This window comes from Alkalihalobacillus deserti (assembly GCF_020734105.1).
Taxonomy (GTDB): Bacteria; Bacillota; Bacilli; order Bacillales; family Bacillaceae_D; genus Halalkalibacter; species Halalkalibacter deserti.
In genome coordinates this window covers 1-14,521 of the sequence record NZ_JAJAFR010000039.1, presented here as the reverse complement: position 1 = coordinate 14,521, position 14,521 = coordinate 1, and the positions used below count along the sequence as shown (strand labels likewise).

The window sequence follows — 14,521 nt, the reverse complement described above, 5'->3', positions numbered from 1 at the left end:
GGACTGTGGCAGCAGTTGGTGGAGCTGCTATTGGTACTATGGCAAAAGTGGATATGGGAAAGCTATTATTTGAAAGAACAATTACAGGTGTTATTGAAGGGAATAGCATACCTCAGGTGTTTATTCCTAAACTGATACATTTATTTAAAATGGGTAAATTCCCATTTGATAAACTCATACAATTTTATCATTTTGATGATATTAATTCTGCAGTACGTGATATGGAAGCTGGGAAAGTCATTAAACCTGTGATTAGATTTTAACCTGATGCTTCAAATGAATAGCAATTGTTTTACTTAGTGGATCTAGTTATTTTATTTTCACAATAATGACGTGGAGGGACAATATATGAAACTATTGCTACAAAATTTCACAAAACAATTCATTAACGGTCAATGGAAAGAAGGGGGAAGTTTAGGTACCATCCAAAACTATAATCCGTATTCTGGGGAAGAACTATTGACCATTCAAGCTGCAAATAATGATGATTTAAATGAAGCGTATACAGCAGCTGAACAAGCTCAGCCAATCTGGGAGACCATGCCTTTAGGTGAGAAGCAACAGCTATTTGAACGTTTAGTGAAAGTGCTAGAAGAAAAAAGAGAAGAGATTATTCAATGGCTTGTTCAAGAATCTGGAAGCACGCATATTAAAGCAACGGTTGAGTTTGAAGCTTCCGTTACCATGGTAAAAGAATCTGCGAGTTTTTTGACGCGCATCACTGGACAAATTTTACCTTCTTATGTACCGAATAAAGAACATCGCGTTTATCGAACAGCAAAAGGAGTAATCGGTGTGATTGGCCCTTGGAATTTCCCATTCCTTTTAACTATGAGGTCAATAGCTCCTGCCATTGCTACTGGTAATAGTGTTGTGATTAAGCCTGCTTCTGATACGCCCGTTACCTCGGGATTATTGTTTGGTGAAATATTTGAACAAGCTGGTTTTCCAGCAGGTCTAGTAAACGTCATTGTAGGCCGTGGCTCTGAAATCGGGGATGCATTTGTCACCCATCCTATACCATGTATGATTTCATTTACAGGATCGACTGAAGTAGGTCGCCGCATCGGAGAATTGGCAGGCAAAAATTTAAAGGAAGTTGCCCTTGAACTAGGTGGTAACAATGTGATGGTCGTTTTAAAAGATGCAAATATCGAACGTGCAGCAAAAGCAGCTGCTTTCGGTAAATTTTTGCACCAAGGTCAAATTTGCATGGCGTTAAATCGGATCATTGTGGATCAAGCTATTCACGATGAATTTGTTGAAAAATTTACGAAAATCGTGGGAACGCTTCAAACAGGTGATCCTGCTAATCCATCGACATTCGTTGGTCCCCTTATTAACAAACAACAGGTGGAAGGAATTCAACAAGACATTCAAGATAGTGTTGCACGGGGTGCGACGATTCATCTTGAGGGAATAGTTGACAGTTGTTTAATGCAGCCAGTGATTTTAACTAATGTCACAAACGACATGCCGATTGCTAAAAACGAAATTTTTGGTCCAGTTGCTCCTATTATTAAAGCAAAGGATGAAGAAGAAGCCATTAAAATTGCCAACGATTCACCTTATGGTTTAAGTGGCTCCGTCTTTACAGAAGATCTTCATCACGGTGTAGAGGTTGCTAAAAAAATCAAAACAGGTATGATTCACATCAATGATCAATCTGTGAACTCTGAACCACATGTCCCATTTGGAGGCGAAAAAGCATCCGGTATTGGGCGCTTCAACGGTGAATGGGCGATTGATAAGTTTACAACCGTAAAATGGATTAGCGTACAAAATGGTTATCGTGAATATCCCGTTTAAAACAGAGTGGGACAACTAATTAAGTCATTGATATTGTCTGAAATTTTTAAAAGAAAAGATGTTTAATAGCATTAAGATTCTGCGCAGTAGATGATCGAGTCATTTTTATGATTGAATAAAACACTAGTTTCAGTTAGCGAATTAAGACTACTGAAGCTAGTGTTTTCTTAGTTGAAAACAGTAGCATTTTACTTATCTAGAATTCCATCAAAACGAGGTATCGATTTAGGCTCTTTATCTTAATATCGATTGAAACTCTACAATGTGTTTTCATAGCATATTGGATTTTCTTCTTTAATAAAAGAACACCTTTCACTTTTGGTTGGAGTTTTTTAAAATGTAATTTCTTATTCTGTGTTTCCACTTGAAAGTAGCATTGTCGCAGTCTCATTTCTCAGAACTATATTAAAGTCCAAGACCGTGATAATAAACTAGAACCGTAAGCATTATCCTTTGTAAATGGACTATTTTAGACATAAAATAGTTAAGTAAAAAAAATACTTTTTTCCACAATAGTGGTAAAACAATGACGCTAACATCCTCTACAAGCAAATGTTGTTAATTTATTACGTACTGAAATGGCGACTAAAAGGAGTGTTGCCAGCACCATAACTACCTCTTAATTAGCCTTCTTCGTACTTTAGAAGGTTAGGGGAGAGCTAGAAAAAGAATTAGCTAAGTTAATAAAAGAGTAGACACAATATGAAAAATGCACTTCAGTAAAAGAAATAAATAGGCTTAATGAATTGCAAAAATGCTTGGATACTTGTTAGAGAGTCCCTTGTTTCATGGATCTAGCTAAGAAACTAAAAGGTCTTCTTACACTACGATTGGTCCAAAAGCGAAGATTTAGGGATAGGTATGATGAATTTAAAAGCAATTTCCTTTTATTACGATTAATCGCATCAGATTAGTTACTTTAGTTCATTTCGATATAAAGATTGTATTTTGAATCTTGTTAAATACTTTTTTAAGTCTTTTTTTACCTTTTATTAGAATATATTATTCCAAAATGGAATTAAGTAAAGTATAATAACACATAGAGAGGATGTGATTTAATGAAAGTAAAATCGCTCAATATTAAACTATTAGCTCAATTATTTTTGACTTTTCTCAAGATTGGACCAGTTACATTTGGTGGGGGTTATGCGATGATTCCCCTTATTGAAAAAGAGGTAGTTGAGAAGCGTAATTGGGTCAAGACTAAAGATGTTACAGATATCTTTGCTCTTGCTGAATCGGTACCTGGCGCGATAGCGATAAATTCGGCAACATTCATTGGTTATCGCGTAGCTGGGGTGGCGGGGGCTATTGTAGCTATGGCTGGAATACTGTTACCGACGTTTTTCATTGTAGTGCTATTAAGCATATTTTTCTTAAAGGTTCAAGATAACCCCAAAGTAGAGGCCGCTTTTGAAGCTATTCGCGCCACCATTGTAGCTTTAATTACTTATGCGGCTATTAAGATAGGAAAAACAGCAGTTATTGACAAGACTGCGATTGTTTTAATTGCAGTTACTGTAGCTGTGATGTACTTTTTCCACATTCACCCTGTCTTGTTAATCATGGGTGGCGGTTTAGCGGGAATTGGTATTATCGGTATGAAAAAGAAGCTAGGTATGAAGGTTAAAATAGACAAAGAAGAAAAGGTGAAGATTAATAACAAAGATTATTATATGGGTGCAGGTATCTAGAAAAGGAGGAACTAAGTAATGTTATGGGATCTGTTTTTAACTTTTTTTATGATCGGTTTTGTTTCTTTTGGCGGAGGATATGCGATGATTCCCCTTATTCAGGAGGAGGTTGTTACAAGACACCAATGGATGTCGGTTCAAGATTTTACGGATGTTATTGCGGTTGCAGGAATGTCGCCAGGTCCAATAGCAACTAACAGTGCTATTTTTATTGGTTATGAACAAATGGGGATTAGCGGAGCGATTTTCTCCGTTCTAGGCATGATTTTACCGTCTCTGATGATTATTTTAGCCATTGGTTCTGTTTTTTATAAAATCCAGAAGAGCGTTATGATGAAATCGGCTTTTTATGGACTGCGTTCTATTATTACAGGATTAATTATATATGCTGCTGTAATGTTTGCCATTAATAACGGATTGGTTTCCTCGATATCCTGGCATTCGGTTAGTCTGTTGTTGATTTTTGTCTTATCTTTACTTGCCTTAATTCGGTACCGAATTCATCCGGTTTATGTCATACTGTTATCAGGAATAGTGGGTGCAGCCATCTACGGATAATGGATGATAGGAAGTGTAAAATGGTGCCAAACGATTACATTAACGGACGGAAAGCGAAAGAAGTCTATGAATTGATCCGACGTCACGGTGAAATTTCTAAATTGGATTTAAAAAAATTTAGCGGATTGACGGTTAGTACTTTGACCAGACTACTTGATGAATTGACTGAACAAGATTTAATTCTGGAGGTTGGACTAGGAGAATCAAGAGGTGGTCGCCGTCCAATTCTTTATCGAACAAATCCTAAGTTTTCCTATGTATTTGGACTCGATATCTCTCGTACCAATTCAAAGCTGGTACTTTGTGATTTACATTTAACCAAACTAGATACTCATGTTTGGAAAATGGACGATACAATGACGCCGAACAAACTGATTCAGGAAATGGTAGAAAAAATCAAGGAAATGCTTATTAAACATGGAATTGATGTGAATTCTGTCTTGGGTATGGGCATCGGCGCAGTAGGCCCTTTAGATCGTAAAAGCGGAAAAATTTTGAACCCCAAAAATTTCCCCTCCCCAGGTTGGGAAGAAGTTGATATTTGCAGTATTGCTGAAGAAAAATTAGGCTTTTATGTGACACTCGACAATGGGGCTAACGCCGCAATATTGGGTGAATACTGGTCAGAGGTCGGTGAACAAGTCGAACATTTACTTTACCTACATGTGGGGGTAGGTATTCGTTCAAGTATGATTGTAGGCGGACAATTAGTCTACGGAGCTGTGGATATGGAAGGTTCTGTTGGACAAATGATTATTCAGTGCGATGGACCCACACCGCGTCATACGACTGGGAATTATGGAAGCTGGGAGTCTTTTGTTTCAACTTATGCTTTAGAACAAATGGTGAAAACAGCTCTAAAAATGGGAAGAACTTCAGTACTAAACCAATATACGGATTGTGTAGAACTTATCAAATATCCTTTGATTGACCAAGCATTAAGAGAAGACGACCATTTAGTTAAAGAAATTTTTAATCAAGTAGCTTGCTATTTCGGAATTGGACTAGCCAATTTGTTGAATATTTCACATCCTCAAAAAGTGATTTTAGGAGGACCACTTATTTCAGGTAATAATCTTTTTTACGAGCAGGCTATTGAAGTTGCACTGAAAAAGACATACTATGCTCCCACCTATAAGGTCGAGTTTGAAATAAGTAGATTAGGTGATGATGCAGTAGCTATCGGAGCAGCTGCAAAAGTAGTTAAACAACTGACAGATTAATCCGGTTCAAACTCTTTGTATGTGAAGGGTGTATGATACTCGAAAAGTTCCTTACCTTAGTTTTATGGAATGAAGACGATAGAAAGGGACTTGATGATTTATTCTTGCAAAATAAGCTACCAGTAATAAAAAGATTATTTTAATTGCTTTGTGTAGTGATATTAAAGTTGTTCAAATGAGAATAAAGTTATTTAAAATCATAATAAAGTCGTTTAATTTACGAACTGTGTAGTAAATTTTTTTTGACAGTCACTTTACTTTTGACGAGGACAAAGTTCACCAAAACCTTCTCTATGACATATTTTAAGTTAACCGAATTGAAGGAGGTTTGCTTGTGAACCCTTATTATAGATATCCACCACCTATTAGACCCTTCATATACCCACCGCCTTACTGGTTTTATCCGCCTTATTGGGGACTTCCACCGGTGCCCCCGTTGTGGCCACCACCATTTCCAATTATTCTTTAATTATTGAAGTCCTTTCATTGGTTATTTTTTTAAAATCGCTTTCTATCTCACAGTATTCCTCTTAATTGCACTACTTTTAAATAACTTTATCTTCAAACGGGAACATATCAGAAATGTTGTTACATGGGTTTCAGCCCTTGATTTTAAACCATTTTATTATCGCTGGACATTGGTGACTTTTGGGTTCTTGCACTATTAATAAGCTAGCTATGCTGAATAACTTCTATGAATGTAAGTAACATGTTTAGTGATATTTGCTTCAATTTGAACACTAAAGTACCTTCCGAAATTTTCAATGAAAATGAATTTGACTTAGAAATCATGGGTGTAAGGAAGCGTTGGTTCCATATGGAAGGGCCATCGCTCAACGGATAAAAGGACCCTGCCGAAAAATTAAATCCGGAACGTATCAACACGATCAAAACGACGAATGAAACGATTAAAGAGCGCGTAATGGAGATCACAAACGGAGTAGGAACGCATGTATACTTAGATTGCCTTGATCAGATAATGTTTTCCGTGTTAGTTGGGGAGGAGTAATGGACCGTGAAGAGGAGGCGGAATCCGATACTCGGTATTACGGCGGTTATGGCATTCCTAGGAGAAGGTTTCGGCGTTTTCAACGATTTGGATGGGAGTTTTTTTAATGCACCAGTACATACAGATGTCAGAAAGAGATAGACAAATCTAGTAAAAAAAAGAGGTTGAAACAAAACATTTCAACCTCTATTACATTTTAAATTATTCTGCATCCATAAATGGATATGCAATTTCTGTAGTTGGAGCAAAGTTTTCTTTGATAATACGAGGACTTGTCCAACGAATCATGTTAAATACAGAACCTGCTTTATCGTTTGTACCAGAACCACGAGAACCGCCAAATGGTTGTTGATTAATCACCGCACCAGTTGGTTTATCATTGATATAGAAGTTTCCAGCTGCACCAGATAAGCGGCGTTCTAAGTGCATAATTGCTTGACGATCTTGTGCAAAGATCGCGCCTGTTAATGCATACATAGACGCTGTATCTACTGCAGTCAATGTTTCTTCTAATTTATCATTTTCATATACATAAATCGTTAATACTGGTCCAAAAATTTCTTCTACCATTGTTTTGAAGTTTGGATTTGTTGTCACAATGATTGTCGGTTGAACGAAGTATCCAACAGAATCATCATAAGTACCACCAGCAATAATTTCTGCTTCTTCAGAAGCTGCAGCATAGTCGATATAGCTTGTGATTGAATCAAAAGCTGCTTTATCAATTACCGCACCCATGAAGTTTGTAAAGTCTTGGATATCCCCTACTTTAAGCTTAGCAGTTTCTTCCACTACACCAGCTTTCACTTCTTCCCGCATGCTTGCAGGGATGTAAGCACGAGAGGCTGCTGAACATTTTTGACCTTGGTATTCAAACGCACCACGAACAAGACCAGCTACTACTTTGTCTGCTTGTGCAGTTTCGTGAGCAAATACAAAGTCTTTTCCACCAGTTTCCCCAACCAAGCGAGGATATGATTTATAGTTTGTAATGTTTTCTCCTACTGTTTGCCAAATTGTTTGGAACGTACTTGTTGATCCAGTGAAATGGAATCCAGACATACGAGGGTCTGTTAATACTACTTCCGATACTTGTGAACCGCGAGAAGGTACGAAGTTGATTACGCCTTTTGGTAATCCTGCTTCTTCTAAAATACGCATAAAGTAGTAGTTTGATAGTAAAGCAGTTGTTGCTGGTTTCCAAACGACTACGTTCCCCATCATCGCAGGAGCTGATGGTAAGTTCCCACCAATTGCTGTGAAGTTAAATGGAGAAATTGCCAATACAAAACCATCTAATGGACGGTATTCTAAACGATTCCAAATATTCTTCACACTCTCCGGTTGAATTTGATAAATTTGATTAGCATAATCAACGCCAAAACGTAAGAAATCTGCTAATTCTTGTGCAGCATCAATTTCAGTTTGAATAGCTGTTTTGGATTGTCCTAACATCGTAGCAGCATTCATTACGTCACGGTATGGACCAGAGATTAAATCAGCAGCTTTTAAGAAAATGGATGCACGGTGTTCCCATGGCATATTTGCCCATGATTCTTTTGCAGCCATTGCCGCTTCTACAGCATCACGCAACTCTTTTTCTCCAGCTTGCGAAAAGTTTGCCAAAACATGTTGATGATCATGTGGCATAACCACCTGCTTCACTGTATCTGTCTTAATATTTTCTCCATTAATAATTACAGGGATATCGACTACGATATCAGATTGGCGTTTTAATTCTGCCTTTAATGTTTCCTTTTCTTTTGTACCTGGAGCATATGTATTGCCAGGCTCATTTTTAGGTGTTGGGATTTTGAAAATTCCGTTACTCATTCTTTCACATTCCTTCCTGTGTGGTTTATCTTGTATACACTTATAAACAATGCAATATTTGTGCCAAGAAGTAAAAAAGGCATAATTTCTCTAAAGTCTTTTTAAAACACCTTTTCATCAAAATTACTGAAATGTGTTTTTGTATAATTAGTTTACAAAAGTGTTCACCTTTTACACTTTTGTATATAAACAATTGTCAAAAAAACAGTTTCGTTCCCCGCTTTTTAAACTTATTGAAAAAAATTTATTCGACTGGTCGTAATAACTTACTTTAGGATATTAACTTCTCAGTGATCTATGCTCGATAACCTCAGCTGATCTTTCTCTATACGATAGATAGTGACGGGTAAAAATCCCATACACTAGCTCAATTGCTTCTAAATGAAATAAAGGTCTAATTATATATTCTAAAAAACGTTTATCTAGCCATTTTCCTAATTTTGTTCTGCTCAAGAGGCATGTTTTTACCATCCCTGTTGTAGGAAAAAGAGGAGGATGAGTTGTGGCTTAACCAAAAAGACTATTGAACAGGCGGAGATTCCAAAAGTAGTTAAATCAGCTCAAAGAGAACAAATTAATCACGAACAAAAAAGAGAACATGAGCAACAACAGCAAGTCCAAAAGTGTTTAGTCCTGGTGGAGGAATATCTATTAAGATTGGCAATCTAGTTGCCTAGGGCTAAGGGAGGCAAAATTATCTAAGGTGGGGGTCCAATGCTTAATAGGAAAAGGAAAGACGTCTCTAGAAGAATTCGTTCAGATAAAAAACGTGATATTAAAATCTCTGTTACCAAGGAAGAAAAAAGTTTTATCATTATGGCTTCTATTGAGAGGGAAGAATCTGAAACTGATTATTGCACCCAGCTTTTAAAATCAGCTTTAGCTAGAAATACGGTGTTTGATGAAGTGGAATATCAAAATCTTGAAGATACGGTCCACGTGAAAGTGAACGCTTTTCTAGAAGGACAAATTGCTTATTATGCAGCCTTATGGGGGTGGGGAAGTATGAGAAAGGTAGCGCATCGAATTTTTATGCAGTCATTAAGACTGGAGAGAGGGGGAATTATCTTTGAGGGCATATAGTGAACGTAATCTTATTGGCCAAGAGTTAAATGCGTCCAGCTTTTATGACACGAATATTCGTACCGATGAATACAGATTGCGGTTAATGCTCCCACGTGATATTTATTTTAGAGCCCAGGTGTTATGTGATTATTAGTCCGACTACCGAAGACCTAACTTAAATTTCAGGCTATCAGCATGATCATCGGCGTGGTAAACCGCAATATATTAATAAATTTTTTGCGTAATTACAGCATCATTCGTGTGTTCCGTATGGTTGACAGGATCCTTTATCTGTACCGATCGAATCAATTCATGTAACCCTACTTTTTCACTAAATTCTTTGACGAGTAATAAGCCCGAATCAGAGGTCAAGTCGCCTCCATTAAAAGCAACCTTGATTCGTAAATTGAAATGCATCGTTGTATCCTTTATTCTACACATAGAAAGAGCCCAGCCTTTGGTTTTGTCACTTTAACTCTACCAAAGGCTGGGCTCTTTTTCACGTCATCACCCTTTGGGTGATGACGTGTTTTTTGATCAATCCCTGTCTGAGTGGATTTCCACTAGATTTGTCATGCAACTATGAATATTTCAAGTGAATATTATCTAATATTTTACTAGCTCATGCAGCCTTAGTGTTTATTGTTCACTTTTATAGAAAAATAAATCCTACTTCCCAAATGTTTCTTTTAGTTCTTATTAACTGATATGCTTCTTCTCTTGCTCACTTTTTGGCCACGCTTCTATACCTTTTAAACCTTCAATATCATCAGCATAGAAGACAGGGTCCTGACCTGCTTTACGTTGTTGCATGTAATTGTCCAATGCTTTAAAAGCAATTCGTCCAAGTATTCCAATGGCGATAAGGTTAGTTAATGCCATAAATGCCATTGCAAGATCTGCAAGATCCCAAACAATCTGTAAGCTTGCAACAGAACCAAATACAATCATACCAAGTACCAGTAAACGATAAACTAATAGTGCTGTTTTACTGGAATTAATAAACCCAATATTTGCTTCTCCATAGTAGTAGCTTCCAATGATAGAGCTAAAGGCAAATGTTAAGATCGCAAAGGATAAGAATATTCCAGCCCAAGAACCGAAATGTTCTCCCATAGCGGCTTGCGTTAGTGCAATTCCCTCTAAACCAGAACCGTAAGAATCAGATAATAAAATGATAAACGCAGTCGCTGAACATACTAATATAGTATCAAAGAATACACCTAATGCCTGGACAAAACCTTGCTTTACTGGATGGGACACGGATGCAGTTGCAGCTGCGACTGGCGCACTACCTATACCTGCTTCGTTAGAGAATAACCCACGTTTTACCCCCATCATGATGACAGTGCCGATTCCACCACCAACAGCTTGCTCAAGTCCAAAAGCACTTTTTACAATTAAACCTATAACAGCTGGAATTTCTGTAATGTTTGTAATTGAAACATACAAAGCTAAAAAAATATAAAAGAACGCCATGATTGGTACGATTACAGATGAGAAATTTGCAATGCGTTTAACTCCACCGAAAATAATGATGGCTGCTAATATGGCTAATACTATTCCTACTACTGCTCCATTAATTCCGAACGAAGAATTGAATGCTTCAGCAATCGTATTACTCTGTACTGCATTAAAAGTTAAACCAAAGGATGCTATAATCGTAACTGCAAAAATAGTACTCATCCATTTCTTCCCTAATTGTTTTTTCATATAATAACCAGGTCCGCCCTTGAATCCTACTTTATCAGGCACCTTATAAATTTGCGCTAAAGTACTTTCGATGAAAGCGCTTGCTCCGCCAAGCACGGCAACAACCCACATCCAGAAAACCGCACCAGGTCCACCTAAAGCAATGGCCATCGCAACTCCGGCAACGTTCCCTGTTCCAATACGAGTTGCAGCACCAATAAAGAATGCTTGAAGTGAAGAAATTTGTTTTTCGCCTTTCTGTGTAATAGTATTTTTATCCTTTAAAATACGGAACATTTCGCCAATATAACGTATTTGAACAAATTTACTTCCAATCGTAAAATAAAGTCCTAAACCTATTAATAAAGCAATTAAAATATACCCCCATAAAAGTATATTGGCTTGTCCAACTAGATTATTTAAGAAATTCATACTTAGCCCCCAAATATATTATTCTAACAGTTTTTATTATCTGAAAATTTCAATACCTTGTTAATGTAATAAATGGTATAGGATTAAACAAATAGGACACTTCTTCCTAATAATTAAGACAATGGTTAACAATAAGAATCCCTTTAAAATCCATTTTTATTTATATGATATTACCTATAATTATAAAACTTTTCTATTATAGCTTAATTGATAGCTTAAGTTGGTTTATTACCATGGATATTCATTTATCTATTTTGAAAGATCGTTTAAAAAAAGCAGAGTACCTGAATTATTCATAGAATTTCTATAATAGGGTTAATACTTTACTTGCAATAATTGTGCCAAACATAATAAGTGTTGCTCTATAATTTTAACTGTAATACTAGACAAAAGTGTATTGAATAATGTCTAAACTATTTAGAAAGTTGACACAAATGAAAAAGGTGGGAACTAGTCGTTCTCACCTTGTCTATTCTTTTAAATTACGCTTTTTAAGTTTGTTATATAAAGTGGCCCTTGAGATACCCAATAACTTCGCTGCAGCTGCTTTATTTCCATACGTTATTTGTAATGCATATTGAATTTCATCTTCACTTTGACCGTTCAGTTTCTTTTGTTCCTCGAATTGGATATTTAATGAATGAGGATTATTTTCTTTCACAAAATTCTTAGGTAAATGGTGGGGCTTAATTACTTCGTTATCGCTTGCCAAAATGATAATGCGTTCGATAATATTACGAAGTTGCCGTACGTTTCCTTGCCATGGGTGTTGAAGAAAGGTATAAATAGTTTCTGGGTCGATTTCAGGAATTGGCATCTTGTATTTTACAGAGAATTCCTTTAAAAATAATTGGATCAACTCAGGAATGTCTTCGATGCGATCCTGTAACGGAGGTATAGAGATTGAAATAACATTTAAACGGTAATATAAATCCTCCCGAAAACTTCCGTCATCAATCATCTTTTCTAGATCTCGATTTATAGCAGCTATTATCCTCACATCAGTTGGAATTAGCTTCATTTCCACTAACACGATAGTAATTCTTTTCTTGTAATACACGTAATAACTTAACTTGTAATTCAAGTGGCATTTCTCGAACTTCCTCAAGGAAGATTGTACCTCCTTTTGCAGCATCAAATTTTCCTTTTTTCCCTCCTTTAACGGCACCGGTAAATGCTCCTTGTTCATACCCGAAAAGTTCGCTTTCAAATAACGCAGTAGGGATGGTACCACAGTTAATCGCAACAAAGGGGCGGTTAGATCGGTTTCCGGCATTGTGTATTCCTTCAGCAAACAACTCTTTCCCAACGCCACTGTCCCCGGTAATTAAAACCGCGGCATCTGTTTTGGCTACTTTATTTGCTAGATTAATAGCCTTTTTTAAAACAGGGCTTCTGCCTTTAACTTTGTTAAAAGGTGAAAGGTTCTGTTGGCTTTGAGCAGTGCTTTCTAAAACATGTAAATATGCAGTTGTTGAAGACAACTCATCATTTAATTTAACCATCTCCGTAATATCTTTTTCAATTGATATTCCTCCAACGACTTCTTTATCAACATAGACAGGAGATGTATTAATTAACACATGGACATTAGGGTGAGGCTGGTTGTATTTGTTTGTAACTCCTTGTTTTTCTTTTACTGTTGACATTAAAACAACAGCTATAGTTCATATATGACTTTGTTTCTTTTTTTAAAGGTGGTTGTAATATTTGACTTTATTGGGTAAAAACAAAGTGTAACAGCGTTTACAATATTGTCTGAAATGGAGATAATATTAAACATAAGTGTATGGGTAATTGGTTATTGTTTTTATAAATCCTTGAATAACCTTATAAAATTAATTGGCATGAATTTTGCATATAAAGGAGTATCGAGAAAACAATCTAGACTAAATACTGGAGGGATCAAAATGATTTTACATCAACCAATGAAATTCTTCTTTATGTTTCTTTCGCAAAGCAAAGCAATGAATGTTGCCGCAAAAAGGTGGGGGTTAAAAGTAGGAGCATCTCAAGTAGTAGCGGGACAAGACATTGAGAGTGCAATTGCTAAAGTGAACGAATTAAATAAACAAGGATTAGTGTGTACACTTGACCATTTAGGGGAGTTTGTAGACAGTAAGGAAGAAGCAATAGAAGCAACGGAATACTGTATTAAGACATTAAATGCTATGGCATCTTCTGGTGTTGACTGCAATCTATCGCTTAAAATGACACAGCTTGGTTTAGATATTAGCGAAGAGTTTTGTTTGGAAAATATGCGGCGTATTGTTGGTACTGCCAAACAGTATAACAATTTTGTGAGAATTGATATGGAGGATTACTCACACTGCCAGCAGACATTAGATATTTTGAAAGAGTTAAGAAAAGATTATGACAAAGTTGGAACGGTTATTCAAGCTTATCTAATTAGAGCTGAAGAAGATATTAGAAACCTAAAAGGCATTTCTCTAAGACTAGTAAAAGGTGCGTATAAAGAATCGCCTGAAGTAGCCTTTCAAGACAAAGCGAAAATCGATGGAAATTATTTCAACATCATCAAAGACCATTTACTAAGTGGAAGTTACACGGCAATCGCATCGCATGATCATCAAATTATTGAAAAAGTGATAACCTTTGTAAAAGAGAACCAAATCGATAACAGTCAATTTGAGTTTCAGATGCTTTACGGATTTCGGACAGATTTACAGGTAGAATTAGTGAAAAAAGGTTACACCGTGCGTGTCTATGTACCATTTGGACAGGATTGGTTTGGATATTTTATGAGACGTATGGCTGAACGTCCGCAAAATGTAGCATTTGCATTAAGAGGTTTACTTTCAAAGTAGACAACCAGAAATGCTTTTATTTGAGAATCGTTTTCTAGTAATCATTCGAGGTGAATAAAATGAGTCTGTCCATAAAAGAAGAAGACAAGTTAGAGGAAGTAAATCTACAGCATTCTAAAAATCCTAACCAATTAGAGTCAACACAAATAATTATTAAAGAAGCTTTGAATACATTAGGGTATCCGAGTGAAGTATTTGAACTGCTTAAACGACCACCTGCTAAAGCAGGTGGATTTGGACATAAAATGTCGTGAAGTCCTCTCCAAGTCCAAATGCTTTAAGCAAACTAAATTTTGACTAAACTCACTCTTCAATCGTGAATATGTCGTTCTTTTCTTCATTGAATTGGTTCGCAATATAATTTCTTATTGTTTCTTC

At 36.4% G+C, this 14,521-nt stretch carries 13 protein-coding genes and 2 pseudogenes; 10 read left to right on the top strand and 5 right to left on the bottom strand.

The genetic code is table 11. From position 1 onward, the window contains the following. The 5 genes and pseudogenes from LDX58_RS24910 to LDX58_RS24890 form a co-directional block, all read left to right on the top strand. Positions 1 to 263 (top strand): annotated as a pseudogene (locus LDX58_RS24910) (NAD(P)-dependent alcohol dehydrogenase); the annotation flags it as partial. Between the two features lie 85 nt (positions 264 to 348). Then, complete coding sequence (locus tag LDX58_RS24905) at positions 349 to 1,809, top strand: aldehyde dehydrogenase family protein (RefSeq protein ID WP_227940348.1); 1,461 nt, start codon at positions 349 to 351, stop codon at positions 1,807 to 1,809. A 1,058-nt stretch (positions 1,810 to 2,867) separates the two neighbouring features. Then, the gene (locus LDX58_RS24900; RefSeq protein WP_227940342.1) at positions 2,868 to 3,503 is read left to right on the top strand and encodes a chromate transporter; all 636 of its coding nucleotides are present in this window, start codon (positions 2,868 to 2,870) and stop codon (positions 3,501 to 3,503) included. A gap of 18 nt (positions 3,504 to 3,521) precedes the next feature. Next, a complete protein-coding gene (locus LDX58_RS24895; protein WP_227940341.1) occupies positions 3,522 to 4,061 on the top strand; it encodes a chromate transporter in 540 nt (179 codons plus the stop codon). A gap of 20 nt (positions 4,062 to 4,081) precedes the next feature. Then, complete coding sequence (locus LDX58_RS24890) at positions 4,082 to 5,284, top strand: ROK family protein (RefSeq protein ID WP_227940338.1); 1,203 nt, start codon at positions 4,082 to 4,084, stop codon at positions 5,282 to 5,284. A 1,210-nt stretch (positions 5,285 to 6,494) separates the two neighbouring features. On the opposite strand, the gene pruA is transcribed toward LDX58_RS24890, so the two are convergent. Continuing rightward, positions 6,495 to 8,126 carry an L-glutamate gamma-semialdehyde dehydrogenase gene (pruA, locus tag LDX58_RS24885; RefSeq protein WP_227940336.1) on the bottom strand — a complete coding sequence of 544 codons (1,632 nt, stop codon included), beginning with the start codon at positions 8,124 to 8,126 and terminating at the stop codon, positions 6,495 to 6,497. 495 nt (positions 8,127 to 8,621) lie between these two features. On the opposite strand from pruA, the gene LDX58_RS24880 reads away from it, so the two are divergent. From LDX58_RS24880 to LDX58_RS24870, 3 genes are read left to right on the top strand one after another with little or no spacing between them, the layout of a single operon-like run. Further along, a complete protein-coding gene (locus tag LDX58_RS24880) occupies positions 8,622 to 8,795 on the top strand; it encodes a hypothetical protein (RefSeq protein WP_227940334.1) in 174 nt (57 codons plus the stop codon). A gap of 45 nt (positions 8,796 to 8,840) precedes the next feature. After that, positions 8,841 to 9,209, top strand: coding sequence for a hypothetical protein (locus LDX58_RS24875; RefSeq protein ID WP_227940333.1), 369 nt, complete (start codon positions 8,841 to 8,843; stop codon positions 9,207 to 9,209). Further along, a complete protein-coding gene (locus LDX58_RS24870; RefSeq protein ID WP_227940331.1) occupies positions 9,196 to 9,345 on the top strand; it encodes a hypothetical protein in 150 nt (49 codons plus the stop codon). The genes LDX58_RS24875 and LDX58_RS24870 overlap by 14 nt, the downstream gene beginning before the upstream one ends. A 71-nt stretch (positions 9,346 to 9,416) precedes the next feature. Here the strand turns inward: LDX58_RS24870 and LDX58_RS24865 are convergent, their stop codons facing one another. From LDX58_RS24865 to LDX58_RS24850, 4 genes are all read right to left on the bottom strand, one after another. Continuing rightward, on the bottom strand, positions 9,417 to 9,632 hold the full coding sequence (locus LDX58_RS24865; RefSeq protein ID WP_227940329.1) for a transposase: 216 nt from the start codon (positions 9,630 to 9,632) through the stop codon (positions 9,417 to 9,419). A 258-nt stretch (positions 9,633 to 9,890) separates the two neighbouring features. Next, a complete protein-coding gene (locus tag LDX58_RS24860; RefSeq protein WP_227940327.1) occupies positions 9,891 to 11,315 on the bottom strand; it encodes an alanine/glycine:cation symporter family protein in 1,425 nt (474 codons plus the stop codon). Between the two features lie 469 nt (positions 11,316 to 11,784). After that, on the bottom strand, positions 11,785 to 12,336 hold the full coding sequence (locus LDX58_RS26240) for an AAA-type ATPase lid domain-containing protein (protein WP_265416831.1): 552 nt from the start codon (positions 12,334 to 12,336) through the stop codon (positions 11,785 to 11,787). Continuing rightward, positions 12,317 to 12,964: a sigma 54-interacting transcriptional regulator gene (locus LDX58_RS24850; RefSeq protein WP_265416830.1), complete on the bottom strand. Its 648-nt coding sequence runs from the start codon at positions 12,962 to 12,964 to the stop codon at positions 12,317 to 12,319. Before LDX58_RS24850 ends, LDX58_RS26240 begins: the two co-directional genes overlap by 20 nt. Positions 12,965 to 13,225: 261 nt before the next feature. Between LDX58_RS24850 and LDX58_RS24845 the strand changes: the two genes are divergently transcribed. Together LDX58_RS24845 and LDX58_RS24840 are read left to right on the top strand one after the other, a co-directional pair. Next, positions 13,226 to 14,143, top strand: coding sequence for a proline dehydrogenase family protein (locus LDX58_RS24845; RefSeq protein ID WP_227940326.1), 918 nt, complete (start codon positions 13,226 to 13,228; stop codon positions 14,141 to 14,143). A 71-nt stretch (positions 14,144 to 14,214) separates the two neighbouring features. After that, positions 14,215 to 14,358: pseudogene (locus LDX58_RS24840) on the top strand (glutamate dehydrogenase); the annotation flags it as partial. Positions 14,359 to 14,521 lie beyond the last annotated feature (163 nt).